The 20989-nt window shown below is 60.6% G+C and carries 19 protein-coding genes, 1 tRNA gene and 1 rRNA gene; 8 read left to right on the forward strand and 13 right to left on the reverse strand.

The features are described from left to right. Positions 1 to 179 precede the first annotated feature (179 nt). On the forward strand, positions 180 to 1301 hold the full coding sequence (locus DDD64_RS07380) for an IS1249 family transposase (protein ID WP_126135738.1): 1122 nt from the start codon (positions 180 to 182) through the stop codon (positions 1299 to 1301). A gap of 124 nt (positions 1302 to 1425) precedes the next feature. Here the strand turns inward: DDD64_RS07380 and DDD64_RS07385 are convergent. From DDD64_RS07385 to DDD64_RS07395, 3 genes are all read right to left on the reverse strand, one after another. Next, positions 1426 to 1499, reverse strand: a tRNA-Pro gene (locus DDD64_RS07385). Positions 1500 to 1657: 158 nt separating this feature from the next. Beyond that, positions 1658 to 2779, reverse strand: a complete 1122-nt coding sequence (locus DDD64_RS07390) for a metallophosphoesterase (RefSeq protein ID WP_126135739.1) — start codon at positions 2777 to 2779, stop codon at positions 1658 to 1660. Between the two features lie 108 nt (positions 2780 to 2887). Further along, positions 2888 to 5140, reverse strand: coding sequence for a transglycosylase domain-containing protein (locus DDD64_RS07395; RefSeq protein WP_241227591.1), 2253 nt, complete (start codon positions 5138 to 5140; stop codon positions 2888 to 2890). A gap of 232 nt (positions 5141 to 5372) precedes the next feature. Here DDD64_RS07395 and DDD64_RS07400 point away from each other — a divergent pair, with 232 nt between their 5' ends. Both DDD64_RS07400 and DDD64_RS07405 read left to right on the forward strand, forming a co-directional pair. Further along, a complete protein-coding gene (locus DDD64_RS07400; RefSeq protein WP_126135740.1) occupies positions 5373 to 5684 on the forward strand; it encodes a WhiB family transcriptional regulator in 312 nt (103 codons plus the stop codon). A gap of 154 nt (positions 5685 to 5838) precedes the next feature. Next, the gene (locus tag DDD64_RS07405; protein ID WP_126135741.1) at positions 5839 to 6300 is read left to right on the forward strand and encodes a RidA family protein; all 462 of its coding nucleotides are present in this window, start codon (positions 5839 to 5841) and stop codon (positions 6298 to 6300) included. On the opposite strand, the gene aroB is transcribed toward DDD64_RS07405, so the two are convergent. Together aroB and DDD64_RS07415 are read right to left on the reverse strand one after the other, a co-directional pair. Next, positions 6297 to 7454, reverse strand: a complete 1158-nt coding sequence (aroB, locus tag DDD64_RS07410; RefSeq protein ID WP_126135742.1) for a 3-dehydroquinate synthase — start codon at positions 7452 to 7454, stop codon at positions 6297 to 6299. The genes DDD64_RS07405 and aroB overlap by 4 nt on opposite strands. Positions 7455 to 7503: 49 nt before the next feature. Beyond that, positions 7504 to 8229, reverse strand: a complete 726-nt coding sequence (locus DDD64_RS07415) for a TrmH family RNA methyltransferase (RefSeq protein ID WP_126135743.1) — start codon at positions 8227 to 8229, stop codon at positions 7504 to 7506. A 179-nt stretch (positions 8230 to 8408) separates the two neighbouring features. On the opposite strand from DDD64_RS07415, the gene DDD64_RS07420 reads away from it, so the two are divergent. Further along, positions 8409 to 9344 carry a hypothetical protein gene (locus DDD64_RS07420; protein ID WP_126135744.1) on the forward strand — a complete coding sequence of 312 codons (936 nt, stop codon included), beginning with the start codon at positions 8409 to 8411 and terminating at the stop codon, positions 9342 to 9344. Positions 9345 to 9452: 108 nt separating this feature from the next. Here DDD64_RS07420 and DDD64_RS07425 read toward each other — a convergent pair whose 3' ends face one another. After that, on the reverse strand, positions 9453 to 10220 hold the full coding sequence (locus tag DDD64_RS07425) for an SDR family NAD(P)-dependent oxidoreductase (protein ID WP_126135745.1): 768 nt from the start codon (positions 10218 to 10220) through the stop codon (positions 9453 to 9455). 42 nt (positions 10221 to 10262) lie between these two features. Here DDD64_RS07425 and DDD64_RS07430 point away from each other — a divergent pair, with 42 nt between their 5' ends. Then, on the forward strand, positions 10263 to 11093 hold the full coding sequence (locus tag DDD64_RS07430; protein ID WP_126135746.1) for an exodeoxyribonuclease III: 831 nt from the start codon (positions 10263 to 10265) through the stop codon (positions 11091 to 11093). A 62-nt stretch (positions 11094 to 11155) separates the two neighbouring features. Here DDD64_RS07430 and DDD64_RS07435 read toward each other — a convergent pair whose 3' ends face one another. After that, positions 11156 to 12493 carry an MFS transporter gene (locus DDD64_RS07435; protein WP_164545964.1) on the reverse strand — a complete coding sequence of 446 codons (1338 nt, stop codon included), beginning with the start codon at positions 12491 to 12493 and terminating at the stop codon, positions 11156 to 11158. Between the two features lie 403 nt (positions 12494 to 12896). Between DDD64_RS07435 and DDD64_RS07440 the strand changes: the two genes are divergently transcribed. Next, entirely contained in the window at positions 12897 to 13127 is a 231-nt protein-coding gene (locus tag DDD64_RS07440; protein WP_126135748.1) for a hypothetical protein, read from the forward strand. Next, on the forward strand, positions 13105 to 13746 hold the full coding sequence (locus DDD64_RS07445) for a hypothetical protein (protein WP_126135749.1): 642 nt from the start codon (positions 13105 to 13107) through the stop codon (positions 13744 to 13746). Before DDD64_RS07440 ends, DDD64_RS07445 begins: the two co-directional genes overlap by 23 nt. Positions 13747 to 13897: 151 nt before the next feature. On the opposite strand, the gene DDD64_RS07450 is transcribed toward DDD64_RS07445, so the two are convergent. The 4 genes from DDD64_RS07450 to DDD64_RS07465 form a co-directional block, all read right to left on the reverse strand. Next, positions 13898 to 14671 (reverse strand): HAD-IIA family hydrolase, encoded by a 774-nt coding sequence (locus DDD64_RS07450; RefSeq protein WP_026429073.1) that lies wholly within the window; start codon positions 14669 to 14671, stop codon positions 13898 to 13900. A 60-nt stretch (positions 14672 to 14731) separates the two neighbouring features. Continuing rightward, entirely contained in the window at positions 14732 to 15484 is a 753-nt protein-coding gene (locus DDD64_RS07455) for a helix-turn-helix transcriptional regulator (protein ID WP_206435407.1), read from the reverse strand. Between the two features lie 121 nt (positions 15485 to 15605). Then, on the reverse strand, positions 15606 to 16952 hold the full coding sequence (locus DDD64_RS07460) for a D-serine ammonia-lyase (protein ID WP_126135750.1): 1347 nt from the start codon (positions 16950 to 16952) through the stop codon (positions 15606 to 15608). Between the two features lie 94 nt (positions 16953 to 17046). Next, positions 17047 to 18477, reverse strand: a complete 1431-nt coding sequence (locus DDD64_RS07465) for a GntT/GntP/DsdX family permease (protein WP_126135751.1) — start codon at positions 18475 to 18477, stop codon at positions 17047 to 17049. A gap of 148 nt (positions 18478 to 18625) precedes the next feature. On the opposite strand from DDD64_RS07465, the gene DDD64_RS07470 reads away from it, so the two are divergent. Further along, on the forward strand, positions 18626 to 19435 hold the full coding sequence (locus DDD64_RS07470; RefSeq protein ID WP_126135752.1) for a serine hydrolase domain-containing protein: 810 nt from the start codon (positions 18626 to 18628) through the stop codon (positions 19433 to 19435). A gap of 71 nt (positions 19436 to 19506) precedes the next feature. Here the strand turns inward: DDD64_RS07470 and DDD64_RS07475 are convergent, their stop codons facing one another. Further along, the gene (locus DDD64_RS07475) at positions 19507 to 20586 is read right to left on the reverse strand and encodes a 2,3-butanediol dehydrogenase (protein ID WP_126135753.1); all 1080 of its coding nucleotides are present in this window, start codon (positions 20584 to 20586) and stop codon (positions 19507 to 19509) included. Positions 20587 to 20884: 298 nt separating this feature from the next. Beyond that, a 5S ribosomal RNA gene (rrf, locus tag DDD64_RS07480) occupies positions 20885 to 20989 on the reverse strand; the annotation flags it as partial.

The following is a 20989-nucleotide window of genomic DNA, read 5'->3' on the forward strand; positions in this document are numbered from 1 at the left end:
GGCCTATAGGACACTTGGTGTTGGTTTTATCCGGACTTTTCGGCTTGCTAGCAGGCTAAAGTCGGGTTCGAACTCGGTTTGACTCGAGTTTTTGGATGGACAGAACGTGTTGGTTTAACCCCGACTTTCCCGCACCACACCACCACAAACTAGGACTCGGACTCGGCTTAAATAAGTAAATGCCGAATCCGAAATGCAAAACATGCACACACCCCACCCAGAAATGGGGAACAACCACGACCGGGAAACCCAGGTATCGCTGCCCGCAATGCAAAACCACACAGACCCGACATAACACCACCACAGCACGCGACCTCACAGCCTTCTGGGACTACCTACTAGGCGAATACACCTACCGCCACCACCCAGGCCAGGGACGCTCCCTGCGACGCCGTTTCGCACCGCTATGGAAACTCTGGCCGGTCCATACCACCGTGAAAGAACACCACCACGTCATCTTCGTTGACGGGATCTACCTCGCCCACCGCCTGGCCGTGTTAATAGCCTGCACAAAAACACACGTACTGGGCTGGTACGTGGCTAGAAACGAGACCACCGCTGCCTGGATGGCCCTCTTCTCCCGTATCGCAGCCCCGGACGTGGTGGTCTGTGACGGGGGAAGCGGGATCGCCAGCGCCCTCAAGCATGCCTGGCCCACCACCCGTATCCAACGCTGCACGTACCATGCTTTTTGTACCGTGAAACGCTATACCACGACCCGGGCGCGTACCCAGGCCGGCGTCGAGCTCTACGGCCTTGCCAAAGATCTCCTAGGCGTGGCTACGCGCGAGGAAGCAGTGGACTGGGTCAGGCGCCTAGCGACATGGAACCAGACCTGGAAAGCGCTGCTAGCGGAGAAAACACGGCTTAGTGATGGCCGGATCGTGGACACGCACACACGCCTGATTAAGGCCCGTAACTCGCTGAACACGCTGGTAGGTAACCAGACACTATTCACCTACCTAGAGCCCGCACTGGTCGTGGAAGACGACCCGATTCCTGCTACCTCGAATCTAATCGAGGGAAAGATTAACTCCCAGTTACGGGCGATGCTGCGCCGTCATCGGGGTATGAGCTTGCTCCATCAGGTCAAGGCAGTGTTGTGGTGGTGTCAACGCCATACCGAGAATCCTGGCAGTGCTGGGCAGGTTTTACGCGAGACGGTCAGTGATGAGCAGATCGCCACCCTTTTCGCCCGGGCCCGTGAGCGTCACCAAGCACAGGCCGAGGCCGAGATGTGGGGGACGGGTATTGAATGGACCGATCTACACAACAGGACTAAATGGAACCCAACCTACTAAACCGTAACCAACACATTTTGTCCTATAGCCCACAGTTTCATCGTTAACACTGTCGAAACCTCTGAATTAGCAGAATATGATGTCCCGCGTCACAGGCGGACCTGTGACGCGGGACATCACAACGTCGGGGTAGCGGGATTTGAACCCACGGCCTCTTCGTCCCGAACGAAGCGCGCTACCAAGCTGCGCCATACCCCGTGCTTTGGCAACTCAATAATAATAGCCCTCCGCAGCCGAAAAAGCTAAATTCGATCTAGTGATCTGGCGTACAGCCAGGATAGTTCCGCTTCTTCCCGGCAAACCACCCCGGCGCCCCTCCGAGCAGCACACGTAGCTCACCCGATCATTTGTCACCCTCAGCCCGCACCGCCGCGCACCCGCAGCAAAATCGCTTCGGGAGGCCGGAGGAACCTGACCGGCGTATACGGCGATGTCCCCAGGCCGGCAGACACATTCACCGCCATGCCACCGCGGAGCACCCGCACGCCGTCGCCGCGCAGGGGCAGACGTTCTCCAGCCCGGCCTCCTCCCGTATCGCGGTCAGAACCCGCGCCGCCCGCGCCGCGCTCGGCACCGGTATCCTCACCGCAGGGCCAATCGAAAAGCCCGGAATCGTAACGCAGCGGAAGATCACAATTCGTGGTCAAAGCACCGAATCCAGGCACGGCCAACTGCCCGCCGTGGGTATGTCCCGCCAGCGTCAGAGCTGCGCCGTCGTTCATTAATGCGGCGAGAGCGGCGCGATACGGTGCGTGAACGACGCCGAGTCGCAGATATCCGCGCCCACTGTTTTTGCGCCCCTCACGTCCCGCGCTCGTGTTTCCCTCCGCAGCCGCGCCGCCTTCCACCGCATCAGTAGCCTCGCCGGGGCGGGGCATCCGGGCCCGGCCGATATGCGGGTCGTCCATACCGACCGCGTCGATATCCCAGGCGGCCGCGCGCAGCTGCGCCCGCTGATTATTGAGATCGATCCAGCCGAAAGCTTCCAGCCCGGCGGTCATCTCTTTCCACGGCAAATCCGGTTCGCCCTTCTCGACCAGCGGCGGGAAGAGGCCCGGCGCTACGTAACGCAACGGGTTCTTGAGCACCGGGGCGAAATAGTCATTTGAGCCGTACACGAACAGCCCCGGAATATCAGCAAGCGGTGCCAGGGCGTCCAGGAGAGGGCCGACGGCGCCTGCTTCGGAAAGATGGTCGCCCGTCAGGACCACAAGATCCGGGCGGCAACGTTGGCCGAGCTCGCGCAAGAATTGCTGCTTGGCCCGGTGGCGACGCAGCAGGTGCATATCCGAAAGATGAAGAATACGTAGCTCACCGGCGGCGTTCGCAACGTGCGGCAGCACCAGCACCCGCTCGCGCAGGATATAGCGGTGGGCTTCGTGCAGCGCCCAGCTCAGGCACCCGGCCCCCGCGGCGGCACCCGCACTTAACAAGCCCAGCGCGGCGCGCCGAACTCGGTGTTTTTCAGCTTCGCTCACGGTATCCGCCTTCCGTCTCGAGTGATGTGCGGTTTCTACAAGGGCATCGGCCCGGGCTCGCCTGGCAAGCGTGGCCCGGGTCGTCCAGCCCGGGCCGCGTAGCGCCGGCTACTCTTCCACAACCTCAACTTCTTCGTATTCCTCGTTGTCCTCGCCCTCGTGAATGGCCTCGGGCGGAACCGCGCCCTGCTCCCCCGGCGCGGGTTGCGCAGGTGCAGGTACCGGCGTAGGCGTGGGTGAGGGCCTCGCGGGCGCTTGCGTGGCGGGTGCCGGGCGGCGCATCGGAGTGGTGGGCTGCGGGAAGGGCACAGCCGGCTGATTAGCCAAAGCTGCGTTCATATAGTCGGAGAACATCATCGCGGGGTACAAACCACCGTACACTTCCGACTCTTTTTTCCCCTTGATGACGGCGTCAAACATAGAAATATTTCCGCTGATGTGCCCCTGCCAGGTCACGGTGGCGAGCTGCGGGGTGTAGCCCATGAACCACGCATGCCAATCGTTTTGCGCAGTTCCAGTTTTCCCAGCTGCCGGACGCCCGCGCAGCACCGCGTTCTCACCGGTTGCTCCGGGTTCCACCACATGTTGGAGAACCGCATTCGTTTTGCGTGCCGTTTCCTTAGAAATGGCCTGTTGGCACTGCGGTTTGCGTTCGGAAATAACAGTACCGTCATGTTCTTCGATGGAGGTATAGGACATCGGATCGCAGCGAATACCATCATTGGCGAGGGTGGCTCCCGCCGTGGCCATAGAGAGCGGGGTCACGTTGTTCGTACCCAGAATCATCGGGGGAACAATATCGAAAGGCTCATTATCCCCGCGTTCCACACCCATGGCCTGGGCCTTATTCGCGATCTGGCACAGATCTAGCTTCTGGGCCATATGCGCGAAAGTACCGTTGGTGGACATACGGGTACCTTCCAGCACCGTACGCGGGCGGTTAGACTGCCCCAAATTACCCACCGGCCAGGGCTCACCCGCAAGATTCGTACACGAGGCCTGGAAGGAACTTTGCGGCAGCAAGCCTTCGCTACTATCCACCACGTCATAGGCACTACGCCCGGAATCCAGCCATTCCACCAGGGTGAAAATCTTGAAGGTTGACCCGGACTGGAAACCGGCCCCGCCCCCCATATCCTGCGGCGCCGTCACATTCACTTGCGTCATCCGGGTATCCGTTTCATTCGGGACCCCGAAGCGGGTATTTTGCACCATCGACACAATATGCCCACTCCCCGGCTCCACGGAGACCAGCGCGGCATCAATTCCGGAAGCATCATCCACGGGCTGGTGCGTCACCACCGAGTCATAGGCCTGCTGCTGGCGCGCCGAATCCAGGGTGGTGCGGATAACTTTGCCACCTCGGTACAGCTGGCGGGTACGCTCGGCACGGGTGGCTCCCAGCGCTTTGTCATTGAGCAAATCCTTGACCACGTACTCGCAGAAGTAGGCGCTGATACCCGCCGAACCACACCCGGCCACCTGCTCCGATACATGCATATACGACTCAATCGGAGTGGCCTGAGCTTCCTTCATTTCCGCTTCGGTAATGAAACCGGAACGGTACATTTCACCCAGCACCACATTGCGACGCTCGGTATTAGCTTCCGGATGGCGCACCGGATCCCACTGGGCCGGGTTCTGCGTAATTCCGGCCATCGTGGCCGCTTCCACCACCGTCAAATCCTTCGCGGATTTGGAGAAGTAGCGCTGCGCAGCAGTTTCTACCCCGTACTGCGAGGGGCCGAATTGGGCAAGATTGAGATAACCGGTGAGGATCTCATCTTTCGTCATCGTTTTTTCGACGGCGATCGCGTAACGAGCTTCGTTGATCTTACGCGCAATGGTCTGTTCGGTAGCCCGCTTGATTTTCTCATTATCATCAGCGATACGCCCCTCTTCCAGGAGCGCATTTTTCACGTACTGCTGGGTGATGGACGAACCGCCCGAAAGCCCGCCCGAGGTGAGATTCGAGACCAGCGCGCTGACGGTGCCCTGCACGTCAATACCGTGATGCTCGTAAAAACGCCGGTCCTCAATGGCCACGACGGCGTTTTTCATATGCTGCGAGATCTGATCAGAGCGCACGTTAATCCGGTTCTCGATATAGAACCGGGCCAGCACCGATCCGTCTTTAGCCAGCAGCACCGTCTGTTCCGAAGGTTCAGTAAAGCCTAAGTCCTCCGGCACGTCGTCGAAAATACCGGTGACCGCATTGGCCGTGGTCCCCATAGTCATCACGAAAGGCAGCGCAATCCCCGCCATGAGGGCGCCCCCGCCGCACAGGGCGAGGAGCAGCGCCAGTACGAACGTTCCGATTTGCCGTCCGGTCGCTTGTTTTTTCGGGCTAGAACTCGACATACCCATAAGAATACTGACCCGGCGCAGCGAAAGAAACGAGACATACGCTTCCTCCCCGGGGTTCCCCACGGTTCTCCGGGCACGCCCGTACGTTCGCTCACCCCCTCGAGCACCCTCCACCACCGCTCCACAACGCGGACAAACGTAGCACACGTCATAAAACGCTAATATTATGATCGTAAAACAGTAAAGAACTGCACCATAAGCCGTCACGCCGGAGTGAGGGGGATAGATGACCACAACACTAGCCCTATACCCGCATTGGGCAGATGCCGCCGCCTGCGCCGCTATCGATCCCGATTCGCTTTTTGTGCGCGGAGCAGCCCAACGCCAGGCGCGCTCGATTTGTTTTCGCTGCCCGGTGCGCCTGCACTGCCTAGCCGATTCACTGGATGCAGAAATGATGTTCGGGGTATGGGGCGGGATGACGGAACGCGAACGCCGCGCCCTGCTGCGCCACCACCCGGAAGAACGCAATTGGCGCCGCCGCATTTTTGAAGGGCGCGATCCCCTAGCCCGTTCCCTGCGCGAGGGCGAAGGCTAAACACGCCCAAGAACACTGAGCCCGCGGGCAGCTGGGGCGGCGTCGTTCCACCGCAAGTAGCGCAACTTCGCGCAGCCGTGCCCTTCGAGATAACCTATTATCACGCGCGGCATTCCGCGCACTCACACTCAACGATTCCGTGAGAGGCCTACGCATGGACACCATCAGCACCCGTCTAACCCAGCTGGGTATCAACCTTCCTCCGGTTGCCGCTCCCGTTGCAGCCTATATCCCCGCCAAGCGGCACGGGGATACGGTGCGCACTTCCGGGCAGCTACCGTTCGTGGAAGGCCAGCTGCCGGCCACCGGAAAACTCGGCGCGGAAATCACCGCGGAGGACGGCTATTCCTACGCGCGTATCGCCGGCATTAACGCCCTCGCGGCGGCCGCGGAGGTTGCGGGCGGCATCGATCACATCCGCGGTATTTCGCACGTCACCGTATTCGTAGCGTCCGCCCCGAACTTCACCGCGCAACCCCAGGTCGCCAACGGCGCCAGCGAACTTTTCGGGGAGATTTTTGGCGGCGACGGCGCACATACGCGCTCCGCCGTCGGCGTGAGTGTGCTCCCGCTGGACGCCCCCGTCGAAGTCGAAATCGAAGTGCTGGTGAACTAACTGCGCGGCTGGACTTCCAGGAATTCGCGCACCTCAGCGCTAGGGATCTCGCGCGCGTAACTGCCGCCCGCGAAAGTTTCCATCGCGCCGATGCCGCGTTGGAATACGAAGCGGATGGCCCCGCCCAGCGATTTCTTATCGTGGCCCATGGCGCGCATAATATCCGCCACGCTCACTCCGGCGGGTAGCTCGGTAGGCAGGCCGATGGCTCGCAGCAGGGTATCCACCCGCGTGGCCTCCGTTTCGCTGAGGTAGCCGTAGCGCAACCCGAGCCGGCATTGCAGATTTAGCCCAATGGCCACGCATTCCCCGTGCGGGAGTGCGTAATCCAACGCGGCCTCCAGGGCCCGCCCGATAGTATGGCCAAGGTTGAGAGCCATGCGGCGGTTACCTTCGTGCACATCCGATTGCACCACCTCCACCTTGATTTCCGCATTGCGGCGGGCAATATAGCCGCTCAGCTCGGCATCGCCCACCATCTCCCTTACGCTCCCGCCGCGCCGCACGAAGTGGTCTTCCAGGATCTCGAAGAAATCGCGGTCAGCCAGGCAAGCGTGCTTGACCGTTTCGCCCATGCCGTCACGCAACTGCGCATCGGTGAGAGTCGCCCAGCGTGCCACATCAATAAGAACGGCGCGCGGTTGGTGGAAAGCTCCGATGAGGTTGGTGGCCACCGGGGTATCCACCGCGGTTTTACCCCCGATAGCGGCATCCGCCGCGCCCACAAGCGTCGTCGTCATGGTGATATACGGAACCCCGCGCGTGAAAGTTGCGGCCACGAAACCGGCGAGATCGGAAACCACTCCGCCGCCCAGGGCCACCACTACGGTGTCGCGGTTAAAACCGGCGGCGAGCATGGCATCTTCCAGCTGTTCTTTGGTGGCGCGGGTTTTGTTTTCTTCTCCGGTCGGGAAAACGAAGATCCGCGGGGCGCGAGGCGCGGGCTGAGACTGCGCGGCGCGGGTGAGAACATCCATGACCTGCGCGCCGATAAGATCATTGACGGTGCTATCGGTAATAACCGCCACCCGGGAGCGGCTCAGCCCGGCCGCATCCAGCACCCCGGGGAGTTCACCGGCAAGATCGGTGCCGATAAGCAGCGGGTAGGACTCGTCAACGGTGCGAGTCAACTCAACATTGAGGCGGGTAACCATGTGATCCTCCTGGAAAGTAAAACTAGTGCGAACGCGGGGTGCCCTGACCTTAGGCATGCCGGGAGTGCTGGGCTACCCACCAGTGCATAGCAATGGCCGCGGCCGCGGCGACGTTGAGGGAACGGGTGGAGCCATCCTGGGTGATTTCCACCGCGCCGTCGCAACGCTCGAGTAAATCGGGGGAAATCCCGGCGGATTCCTGCCCGAAAACCAGGAGGCAATTATCCGGGAGCTCGGATTGTTCCAGGGGCACCGCGCCTTCCTGGTTATCGATGGCGATGAGCTGATACTCGTGCTCGCGGGCCCATTCTTCCAGGTCAGCCGGGGTGGGATGATAATACATCGTCAGGTAGCGGTCGGTAACAAGCGCCCCGCGCTTATTCCACTTGTGCCGCCCCACGATATGCACGCCACCCATATTAAAAGCATTGGCGCTGCGCACAATTGACCCAATATTGAGATCGTGCTGGAGATTCTCAATAGCAATATGGGCGCTCACGGCGCGGGTTGCCATATCAGCCTTGATCGCTTCCACGCTCCAATAGCGATATTTGTCGACGACGTTACGGTGGTCGCCTTCCGCCAACAGCTGCGGGTCCAAACGGGGATCTTCCGGCCAGGGCTGCGGGTGTGGCCCCACCCCGACCGTGCGTTTTTCACCGTAGGGCGAGCCGCCTGGTTCGGGAATGCGGTGCGCGGGCAGCTCAGTACCCTCACCGGAGGCAGCTGCCGCAGGGACGTTGAGCGAATCGCAAGACTGGGAAGAATCTGTCACTCCCCTAGTCTACCGGCGAGCACACCCCGAACACGGCGCACGGCCTTATTCACGGTCACCGCTGGAGGAGCCGCGTGTTTCGCTGGCGCCGTCGGCCTTGTACAGTGGTACACGTAAGCGCAATAAACGATTCGCCACCCCAGGCCCGGGTGCGGGAAACCCCAAGAAGTGGAGCAGCGATGACGAAGATGTGGAAACCTCTCGCGGTGGTAGCCGCCGGTGCCCTGATCCTGAGCGGGTGCGCGAATAATGCACTGGTCACCCCGGAAGCTAAGCCCGGCCCGTTGATGAGCGAAGGGCATGGCCAGGGCGGCTCGGGCGACGCGCCTCTCTTTGACGAAAGCATCTCGAAAACCGGGCAATTCACGCCGGTGGCTGATAACGCTCAGGCCCGTGAGATTATTAAGCGCGCCATCGCCAAACAGGATGAGATTATTGCGAAAAGCTCGCAGGATTTCTTCGGCACCTCCCTGGGCCTTGATATGTCCATGGAGATTTCCGCGGACGTGCCCGGCACCGGCCCCGGGGTTGCCACGATCGATATTGATATCGATGTGGATTCCGGCACCCGCCTCATGGCCATGCAGATGGATATTGACGCCTCCGGGATTCCCGGGGCGGAAGCGGAAGGTATGCCCAGTAAAATATCCACCGCGATCTGGATCGGGGAAAGCCCGAAGCCGGATACCGTCACGGTGTATACCAATATGGCCGGCATCTGGAGCAAAACCGAGGAAAGCATGGCCGATATCGCGGATTCCGGGGATGCTCCCACCTCGCCCGGCTCCTACCGCGGGGAGGATATTTTCCCGGATATTGATGGCACCCAAGTCTTTGAGGACGCGGAGAACTACCTTATTGTTGGCCCGCTCTCCGGTGCGATGGCGCAGGAAATGCAGGGGGCATCCCCCGGTTTGGAACTGGACGATTCCGCGAACCTGCAGGTGCGCATCGATAAGAAAACGTACGAGGTGCGGGGAATGGCCATCGTGGCTCCGGCCTACTTCCAGGGCCTACCCACCGAAACGCGGGTGCGCTGGGATTACCGCCAAGCCAAGCCGCTCCAGCTACCAGATGAAGCCCGCAAGGCTCCCGCTGGCAGCGGTAGTTTCTAGTCCTGGGCGCGCCCGGCAGCTTGTCACAAGCCGCCGGGCCGCCTGCTTTTTTGCCGGGTGGTTTTTCGCTACGTAGCCGGGTGGTTTTCGCTACGGCGCCGGTCCGTTTTAGTTGCGCCCAGAAAGCCCCGGCCCGGCGAATTTCCGCACCAGGGAACGCGGTGCGATACGCAGCGCCGCGGCAGCCGCCTTGTAAAGCAGGGTGGGCGTAACAAGCACCCGCCCGCGCCGGCATGCCTCCAGCGCGGCATTCACCACCGCTTCGGGCTGGGCGAAAAGCAGATCGGCCCACTGGCTAGCATCCACCGCGGCCCGTTCGTGAAATTCGGTGCGGATAAGCCCCGGGGTCACGCAGGTGACCGATACCCCGGCCGGCGCCAGCTCCACGGCCAGCCCCTCGGAAAAAGTACGCACCCAGGCTTTATGCGCCGAATAGGTACCCTGCGCGGTACCGGCCGTCATCGAGGAGACGTTGATAATTCCCCCGTAACCACGGCGCGAAAATTCCCGCGCCGCCGCATGACAGGTCATGAGAACCGCGCGGACCATGACGTCGAGCGCTTCTTCTTCCCGTTCCCATTCGCCGGTAGAAAATTCCTGCCCCAGCCCAAAGCCCGCGTTATTGACGAGCAAACCGATGGGACGCGAATGCTGCGCTACCCGGCGCGCAACCGCACGTGCGTCGTCGTGCCGCGACAGATCTGCCGCGAGGACCTCCACCTGCACCCCGGCAGCCTGGCGCAAGTCATGCGCGATAGCCTCCAAACGCGCCCGGTTACGCGCCACGAGCACGAGGTCATTTCCTTCAGCCGCGAGCTGCCACGCAAATTCCAGCCCGAGGCCGGCGCTGGCGCCGGTAATAAGAGCACTTCCCATAACCGCTATGGTAACGTGCCCGCGGCTCTCTACACTGGTGTTATGCGTATTGCCACCTGGAATATTAATTCTGTGCGCGCCCGCGCCGAACGCGCCCGCGCCGTCCTGGAACGCTGGGACCTGGACGCCCTCCTTCTACAAGAAACGAAATGCACGCCCGCGCAGTTCCCGCGCGAAATTTTTGAAGCCGCCGGGTACGAAGTCGCCTGCACCGGCCTCAACCAGTGGAACGGAGTCGCGATTCTTTCCCGCGTGGGGATCGCGAACGTGCAGGTGGGTTTCCCCGGGCAGCCCGGTTTTTCTAAGGTCGACGACGACGGCGCTCTCCTCAGCGCGCCCACCGTGGAGGCGCGTGCCCTGGGAGCGCGCCTGGGTACCGGGCCGGACGCGGTCACGGTGTGGAGCCTGTATATTCCCAATGGGCGGGCTTACGGGGATCCGCATTTCCACTACAAGCTGGAATTCCTCGAGGCACTGCGGGCCGCGGTGAGCGCACGGCTGGGCGAGGAACCTGACTATCCGCTGCTACTGGCGGGGGATTGGAATGTAGCTCCGCGAGATACTGACGTCTGGGATATTGATTATTTCCGGAACGACGTAGGCATGTATGTGACCACGGAGGAACGCGGGGCGCTGGCCGCGCTGCTGGAGGCCGGGGTGGAAGATATTACCCGCGCGGCCGAGGGAGCGGATTACACCTTCTGGGATTACCAGCGGCTGCGCTTCCCGAAGAATCACGGGATGCGGATCGATTTCGGTTTCGCTTCCCCGGCTCTGGCGGCCCGGCATACCCACTCCATCATTGATCGAGAGGAACGGAAGGGCAAAGGCGCTTCCGATCACGTCCCGGTCATTATGGAGTTCGCGGACTAGGCACCCTGGCTGGGGTGGCCTGGCCGGCTATCCCAGCTGGGTACCTCAGCCAGGTATCTCAGCTACGCGGCACGGGTGTGCTGGGCGCGACGGGCGCGGATGCGCAGGTGCAAAATACGCGCGCAGCCCAGCCCCGTGGCCGAGGCAATCATGGCGTAGAGGAAGGCGCGGGTGTAATCGCCGTCGTACATGGCACCTATCTGAGCGCCGAGCCGCGGGGCGAAAATAGCGGCCACCGAAAACCCGGTGAAGGCGAGCGCGTAATTAATGCCTTGCCAGCGCGGCCCAAAGCGATCCATCACGCAGGCGGGCATGATCGCGATGGTGCCACCGTAGCTCAGGCCGAGCGCGAGCAGGCCGCCCGCCAGGAACATCCCGCTGGCCAGGTTGCCGGCACCGCTCGCGGCGCCGAACGTACCCGCTCCCCCGCATACGCCGTGTCCACCCACGATGAGGAGCAGCAAGCCGAAAGCGTCGCAGCAAAAAGTGACTTCGAGGGTGCGGGCATGGCCGAGGCGGTCGGCAAGCCAGCCGAAGCAGAAACGCCCCGCGGTTCCGGCGCAGGCGTAGAGGGAGACGAAAAGCGCGGCGTTGGCCGCGGAGAAGTGGAACATTTTTGCCGCGATGGGAGCCGCATTGGAGACGATCATGAGCCCCGAGAAGGCCCCGGCGATGAAGATGGCGAAAATGAGCCAGAAATCAGGGGTCGCGAGCATTTGGCCGGTGGTGAGGGACGCGCGAGTGGTGAGGGACGCGCGGGCGCGGCCCTCAGGCTCCGGACGTGATTCGGTGGCGGGCACCGGACGTACTTCGGTGGCGGGCGCGGCGGGCGCGGCTACACCCTCCACCGGGGCGGCGCGATAATTTAAGGCCACGACGAGCGCGATCACCGCGTAAAGGCTCGCAAAGACCAGCAAGGTGGTGCGCAAGTCGCTGGAATCGAGAAGTCGCTGGGCCAGGGGCGCCATAACGATGCCAGAGGCACCGTTCACGCAGGAAATAATGCCGGAAATGAGCCCGCGCCGGCCCGGGAAGAAACGTAGGGTATTGGAGAGCGCGGAGGTGAGCACCAGGCCCATTCCGATGCCACCGATGAGTCCGTAGCCGAGCACGAAGTGGAGCGGGGAACTCGCGCAGGCTGCGCTGGCCCAGCCGATGGCCGCGCAGAGCGCGCCGATTGTGGCCGTCCACACCGCGCGGCCCCGGTCAATAAAGTACCCGCCTAGCAGCATGGGCAAGGGGGCGAGGGCATTCGTGAGAGTATAGGCACCCATCGCCGCGCTCAGCCCGTATAGCTGAGCGGCCGGGAGTTGGAAAATTGAGAAAACGTATGAACACCCGGTGATAAAGGTGAGCAGGCAGGCGCAGACGAGCACCCGCCAAGGATGAACCTGACGCATGATTTCTCCGTCGTTACACGAAACCGCCAGCCGCGGCACGGCCAGCGGGTAACGCGGAGGCGGCGAGCCTGCGCACCGGGCGCCGGCGCCGGCACGAAGCCGTATACCGGGCACAGGCATATGACCCGCACGCCGGGCATAAGCACTCCACCCGCGTTACCTACGGTAGCGTAACTTAGGGGTGGGATGCAGACCTTGCTATCTCATTATTCGACCATCGGTACCCGTGTGCGAGCTTGCGTTTGACAGCAAGCGACGGGTGAGAAATATCCACAGATTCGCCAAACGTCGCCCTTGTCCACAGGGCGGTAAAAAGCTCTTTTTTGTGTCTCTATGCCATGCGAGAATGGCGGAGAAGGACGGGGAAAACCACCCGGAACTATGCAATTGAAGGAGCAAAGTCATGAGTTTTGTTAGGGGACGCAAGTTGTTTCCAGACCTTACTTTTACATCGCTTGAAGATGTTCTCAAGCGCAAAGAGGAAATTTTGCGTGAGGTCAGGATGACCCGCGAAGAATTCGACCAGCGCGCTGATAACTACCAGCTCGGACCCGACGAGTCTGACGCTTATTTCGAGATGGTAGGTCTGGATCGTTTCGAGGAGTATTACCGTGGTGAACGCACGATTGGATGAGCGTGCTGATGAATTTGCGGCACATCTACAGCTGATTGGGAAGTTGATTGACCCCGAATTTTCACTATCTACGCAGAAGGTTACAAAAGGAGATCTTCCGCTAAAAAGACTGTCGGGGCGTATTTACGTTGACCGTCTCCTTTTTATCCGTTTCGATTACGAAGTTTTCCTGGATTCCGAAACTGGGTCTCTCACTGTTAATGAATCAACGTTCTCGGTCATCCGGGGAGCAAAAAACAGCGAGCCTTTGGTGCGTTGGGATTATATTCGCTCACCACACTCGAATATTCCCTGCGCGCATGTCCAGGTACATGCCCATCGTGATGAATGGACACATGCTTTGCTCCTGGGCGGTAAGAATTCCCGGCGTTCACGCCGGCGCATCAAGAACGAAGCCCGCACTCCCCGTATTGCTGATGTTCACTTCCCGGTAGGCGGGCGCAGATTCCGGCCCTGCTTGGAAGAAATCCTCCTCTTCGTTATCGACGAGTTCGGGGCCCAATGCACACAACAAGCCCGCGCAACACTCGAGCAAGGCATGCGGGAGTGGGAGGAGATCCAGCTGAAAGCCGTTGTGCGCGATAACCGTGCCAGTGTGCTCCAAGCCCTCGAAGCATAACCACCCGAGAAAAATTGGGGGCCGATAGCGGAAACCGGGCGACACGTATGGGAATGGCACGTAGAAGACCTCATACGGCCAGAGGGGCCCGTGCACGAAGCTGTATGCACGGACCCCTCTCAGTAAAATAGGCCGCCCGCATAAGAAGTAGCTAGAGCAGCTCCGCCACTTCCGCGATGGAAGGATGCACGTAATCCGGGCGGTAGGGGAAGTTCACGATTTCCTCCTGGGCCGTCGAGCCGGAGAGCACCAGGTGGGTTTGCAGCCCGGCTTCCATGCCCGCGAGGATATCGGTATCCATCCGGTCCCCCACCAGCGCGGTTTCTTCGGAATGTGCGTCAATAAGATTGAGGCCCTTGCGCAGCATCACCGGATTCGGCTTGCCCACGTAATAGGGCTGGCGGCCGGTGGCGGCGGTAATCATGGCGGCCACCGCCCCGGTTGCCGGAATCGGCCCCAGATCGGAAGGGCCCGTCACATCCGGGTTGGTGGCAATGAACCGGGCCCCCTTATTAATGAGGCGGATCGCGGTGGTAAGCGCTTCAATGGAATAGGTTCGAGTTTCCCCAAGGACTACCACTTCCGGATTGACGTTCGTCATCACGAAACCGACGTTGTACATCGAAGTGGTGAGGCCGGCTTCTCCCACTACGTAGGCGCGCTTATTTTCGACCTGATCCGCAAGGAAATTCGCCGTTGCTGCCGCCGAAGTCCAAATATGATCTTCCGGGACAATCAGTCCGGCAGCTTCCAAACGCGCGGACAGATCACGCCGGGTAAAAATCGAATTATTGGTGAGAACAAGGTAGGGGTACTCTTTTTCGTTGAGTTTATTGAGAAAATCCGCGGCACCCGGAAGCGCCTTTTCTTCGTGGATGAGCACACCATCCATATCGGTGAGCCAGTTCTTAATCACTCGTGTCATACCGCCATGATATCGAGTTTCGCAGGTCCCGAAACATGCCGAGGGCCCCGGGCCGGCCGCTCAAGCTCGCGCCTGGCGCAAATATCGATATACGGTGGGCTCAGAAAGATTCATCGCGAGCGCCAGGTCGGTTACCGCCCCGCGCAGCTGGAAGAATCCATCCTCGTCGAGCGAACGCACCACTTCCAGGCGTTCGGCTTGGGTGAGGTGGTCCACCGATACGTGATAGCGCGAAAGCACCGACTCCATGGCAGCCGTTTTCATATCAGCAACGGAGGATGCCAAAATCTCCGGCTTTTCCTCCGTCGCCTCCTTGCGCCGTTCGGGATTGGGGAAATACAAGGCCGCAATTTTTTTGACAGTTTCGTCCAATTGCCGCAGCACGGTTTGGTCAGAATTAAGGCAGAGCATCCCAATGATGCGGCCCCGTCGTCGTATAAAAAACGTGGACGAACGCAAGGTGCGCGCGCGACCCGGCGTAATCGCTTCGTAACCGGTGAGGTAATCGGCCGTGGTTCCTTCGCCGGCACGCAGCACCCGCAACATGAGATCGGTGGCCGGGGAGCCCACGGTACGCTGCGTGACATGCGAGTTGGCGATGGCGATAACCGAATGGTCGAGGTCGCTCACATCGTGGAGCACAACCTCGGTGCTCTCCCCCAGCGCCACCCCGAGGAATTCGACCAGCGGCTTGAAAGAGGCCACATATTCGCTATCTTCCCGGGATATCGCTTTGCCGGAGGTCACCTCGCCGGAGGTAACCTCGCGGGAGATTACCTCGTCGGATATCGCTTCGTATTCCGCCGCCTCCATGGCACCGGCTCCTTCCTCCGTACGGCCCCATTACTGTATCTTCTGACAAAATATCTTAAATGACGGGCATAGTGCGGGGGTGCGCACTACAGTGAGTGGCACCCCGATTTTTTACCCCGCTTTACAGGGTTTCTTCACCCTTGGCGATGTAGGAATCCATCTCCTTATCCGGAACCATATTGCCGCCGGTAATCCACGTGAGGTGCGTGGCACCCGCGAGCTTCTCCGGGGTGAGCCCCGCCCGCTCCAGGTATTCGCTCGCGGCGAGCACGTGGAAGGGGCCCTCGAAAGAGGTCGAGGAGGAAGGCTCGATGCGCAGGCCCTCGGTGTGGGCCAGGAGCGCCACGTTTTCGTACATGGTCTGGTCCTCAACGGTGTAGTAGCCGTCGATAAGGTACTGCATGCGCGAACCCACGAAAGCCGAGGGACGCCCGCAGGCCAGGCCGTCCGCGGCAGTGAGGTTATCAATACCGAAATCTTGCACCGCGATCTCGTCATGCTTGCCGGTCATAACGCCGAGGAACATCGAGGGCGAATGGGTCGGTTCAGCGAAGATGCAGTGGACGTTGTCACCAAAAACGGTTTTGAGGCCGAAAGCAACGCCGCCCGGGCCACCACCCACCCCGCAGGGGAGATAGGCGATGAGCGGATGCTGGGCATCCACCGTGACATCCAGGGACTGGAATTGGCCTTGCAGGCGGCGCGCGGCCACCGCGTAACCGAGGAAGAGCGAGGGGGAATTCTCATCGTCCACGAAGTAGGCGGTGGGATCCGATTCGGCTTCCTTGCGACCCTGCGCCACCGCAACCGAGTAATCCGATTCGTATTCCACCACGTTCACGCCGTGGGAGCGAAGCTTATCCTTCTTCCACTGGCGAGCATCGGCGGACATATGCACCGAAGCCTGGAAACCTAGCTGGGCGGACATAATCCCGATGGACAACCCCAGGTTGCCGGTGGAACCCACCGCCACCTTGTACTGGGAGAAGAACTTTCGCGCTTCTTCGGTATCCAGCTTGCGGTAATCATCCTCAAGGGTGATGAGGCCGGCTTCCAGCGCGAGTTCCTCGGCGTGCTTGAGTACTTCGTAAACCCCGCCGCGGGCCTTGATCGATCCGGAAATAGGCAGGTGGGAATCAAGTTTCGCCCACAGCTGGCCCGGGATCTCCACTCCCTTTCGTTCGGCCAGCTGAGCCTGCATGGTGGGAACCGCCACCAGCGGGGATTCCAGGATGCCAGCCGTGGGGCGGGCGGCAGGGAAAACCTGCTTGAGGTAGGGGGCCCAGCGCTTGAGGCGCGCTGCGGCGTCGTCCACATCAGCCACGGTGAGGCCGACCTTTGCCAGACCTTCCGCGGCCGGCAGCACCTCCGGATTGAACCAGTCCGCGACCTTGAGATCCACGAGGTCCTGAATAAGCGGGTAGTCCTCCACCCACTGCTCGAGAGTTTTTCCAGCGATAGTTGTCATGACTGAGTCCTTTCTCAGATTAGTTAGTAGATAAGTGCGAGGCGCCACTTCTACGCCATCTCAGCGCAAACCGCAGCCCTACTCCACGCGGCCTTTAGATGACGAGATGAAGCAGCATGGTCATGCACAGGGCCACCACCGAGGCAATAGTGGTACCCACGGTGAGGGTCTTGAGCGCATCCCCCACCGAAATGCCCATGTATTCCTTGTACAGCCAGAAGAGCGAATCGGTTACGTGGGTGAGACCGATGGCGCCGGCGCCCACGGCGATAGCCATAAGCGCGGGGCTGAGATCCGGGGATGCTTGCAGCATCGGCAGCACAATACCGGCCGCGGAAATCATGGCGACGGTGGCGCTACCTACCGCGAAGTGCAGCACGATAGCGATGAGCCAGGCGAGGATAAGCGGGCTGACCGGCAAGCTTCCCATGGCGCCCGCGATGGCTTTGTCCATACCGGAGGCCATCAGCACCGCGTTGAAGGCACCGCCCGCGCCGATAATGAGGAGCACCCCACCGATGGGCGCGAAGGAAGAATCGGTCACCGACGACAGATCCGAAAGCGACTTGCCCCGCGAAATCCCCAGCGAGAAGTACGCGAAAATCACCGAAATGAGGAGCGCCAAAATCGGGTTACCTACGAGGTCCACGAATTGGCGCACGCCGTTTTCCTCCGGAAGGGTCTGATCCGCAACGGTGCGGCACACCATAATAATGAGGGGCAGCAGAATCGTGAGGAGAGTAATCCCGAAACCGGGCAAGGTGCGCTCCGCTGCATCATCTTTGAGGATGGTTTCGCCCGCAGCAAGCGCGTCACTATGCGCCTCGCTCGGTTCGTGGCCCGGTTTTTCTGCGGCGACGACGCCGCTTACCTGGCCGGCGTGCGCAGCAACGTGAGCACGTTCAAGCGAACGCAGCCCAATTCCGGTGTAAAGCGGGCCGCCGATAAGAGCGGCCGGGATCCCCACAATAAGACCGAGCATAATAACCATGCCGATATCTGCGCCGAGGGTGCCCGCGATAGCGGTAGCGGCGGGGTGCGGAGGCAGGATGCAGTGGACCACCATGAGGGAGATAGCCAGCGGCACTCCCACCCGGATCTTCGAGCACCCCACTTCCTTGGCCACCACGAAAACGAGGGGAACTAGGAGCACGAAGCCCACTTCCACGAAGACCGGAATACCGGCAATCAAGCCGAGGAATGACATAACAATCGGGGCGCGTTTCTCACCAAAAACCCGAAGCATCCCCTTGGCGAGACGTTCGGCTCCGCCGGACACTTCCAGCATTTTCCCGAGAATTGCGCCGAAGCCAATAATAAGAACAAGGAATCCGAGGGTTCCGCCCACGCCTTGTTCGAGTACATCGCCCACTTCCGCGGGCTTCACGCCCGTGACCAGCGCGACAGTAATCGCCGCGATGGTCAGGGCGATCGAGCCGTGTAATTTCAAGCCGACGATGAGCACAACAACGAGCACAATCGCGGCGATGAGGACTGCGATCAGCCCTCCGGTTCCTAGGGTCATCATAACCTCCCGTTAGCGCCACATCAGTGTGGCCTATTCCCAGCCTACACACACGAAGATACTTTTGTCATCATGATAAGTTTATTATCACGCTGTGGCGCAGCTTGCACCCGCCCGAAGTTTTCCGCGAGCATGGCACACTTGAACCATGCCTGTGGATAACCTTCTCGCTTCGGATTCTTTTTCGTTCCCGCACGCACTCGGAGTTGTCGACGCTGCCGGGCGCTGCACTTTTTCTTATGGGAATACCCGGGAGATATATCCGTATATGTCGGTGACGAAGCTGCTGGTGGCCTGGGCGACCCTTATTGCGGTGGAGCGCGGCCTGGCGGATTTTGACGATCCTGCGGGCCCTCCCGGTGCCACGGTTGTCCATCTTCTCGCACATGCTTCCGGTTTGCCGGAGGAGGAAGGGCCGGTACGAGCGGGCGTAGAGGAGAAACGCATTTATTCGAATTACGGTTTTGATGTGCTCGGTGATTATTTGGAGCATCAGACCGGGATGTCGATTCAGAATTGGGTGCGTCGTGTTGTTATTGAGCCGCTGCGCCTGAGTTCGGTCGCGGTGGAGGCGAGCCCTGCTTATTCCGCGGTGGGGAATCTGCGTGACTTGGCGCGTTTTTCCGGGGAGTTGCTGCGGCCGCGTCTTATTTCTCCGGAGTTAGCACGCTACGCCCGCGCCGTGCATTTTAATGGATTGCCCGGCTTGCTGCCCGGCTACGGGTGGCAGCGCAATAATACCTGGGGTTTGGGCATGGAGATCCGCGGGGAGAAACATCCCCACTGGACAGGCCCGTCGTTTTCGCCGCGCACCTTCGGCCATTTCGGTCAATCAGGTTCGTTCCTATGGGTAGATCCGGAGCTCGGCAAGGCCGGGGTATTCCTGGGCGCTCAAGCTTTCGGGCGCGAACACCGAAAGTTCTGGCCGGCACTAACCGAGGAGATGCGCGGCCTATAAAAATAGCGCCCGCGGCAGGTGTTCCTCCCACGGGCGCTATTTCTAAGGAACTCGCTCAGAGAGCTACGGTTTTATTCTTCGCCTTCGCCGTTCGGGGAAACGAGAATCTTAACCGCGGTTTCGTTGCGGTTGATGAGGGTATCGAAGCCCTTGTCGACGAGGTCTTCCAGGTTGATCTTGCCGGTGATGAACGGGGAGACGTCGATCTTACCCGAGGCAACCAGTTCAATTGTTTGCGGGTGGGTGTTCACGTAGGCGATGACGCCGCGCACATCCAGTTCCTTCATGACCACGGAGTGCATATCAATATTCGGCTGGTGTCCCCAGATGGACATATTGACGAGCACGCCGCGCGGCCCGAGCGCCGCGATGAGCTGGTTGAGTACCACGTCCACCGAGGTGCATTCGAAGGCAACATTGGCACCTACACCACCGGTGAGCTTCTTGGTTTCCTCCACGATATCGACTTCGCGGGGATCCCAGGCGTAGTCGACCACGCCGGCATCGACGGCGCGCTGGCGGCGCAGCTCGGAGAGTTCCGACACCGCGACCGTAAGCCCCTTGGCCTTGAGGACCGCACAGCAGAGCACACCGATGGGACCGGCACCGCCCACCAGGGCGAAGTCACCTTCCTTCACGTCGCCGCGATCCACGCCGTGCACGGCCACGGAAAGCGGCTCGATGAGCGCGGCTTGGTCGAGCGGGATGTTATTCGGGATTTTGTGGACCCAGCGCCGCTTAACGACGATGTTTTCGGCAAGCCCACCACCGCGGCCGCCCAGGCCGATGAAGTTCATATCGGGGGACAGATGGTAGGTGGTCGATTCCGAGCCGGTGTCCACGCTATCGCGGATAATATAAGGTTCGACGACGACGTGGTCGCCAGCTGCAAGATCCGTCACGCCTTCGCCAACTTCGGCGACGACGCCGGACATTTCGTGCCCGAGGGTGACCGGCACTTCCTCACCGGAAATCGGATGAGGATGGCCTTCCGCGGGACAGAAGATGGGGCCGTCGAGATATTCGTGAAGGTCAGTTCCACAGATACCGCACCAAGCAACCTTGACCCGCACAGTGCCGGGCTCTAGCGGCTGCTCTTCGATATCTTCGATGCGAATGTCGTGATTACCGTAGTAACGCGCTGCTTTCATATCTCCTCCATTGGGTAGACCGTGCGCGGTTGCGCACTTTTTAGTTTACTCTACGACGACGCATTTTTGAGGTACAGGCCACTTTTTCGCTTGACGCTGGATTGGAGGCACGCCCTTGCTTTTGAGCTGAAACACATGCCCCTACTAACCACGGCCAACCACCAGCAAGTACACCACTCCCGCATCTATCACAAGGTGCGGTCGAGGGCTATGGGCCCGAAGCAACAGCGAGCTCGCCCGGGGTTAAACGTGTGTGGGGTGTTACCCAAACAGGCAACACCCCACACACTAAGAAACATGGCGGCAGCAACCTACTCTCCCACACCCCACCGAGTGCAGTACCATCAGCGCAAACAACCTTAGCTACCGGGTTCGAAAAGGATACCGGGCGTAACCTTGCCGC

The organism is Actinotignum sanguinis, assembly GCF_003957255.1.
Classification (GTDB): Bacteria; Actinomycetota; Actinomycetes; order Actinomycetales; family Actinomycetaceae; genus Actinotignum; species Actinotignum sanguinis.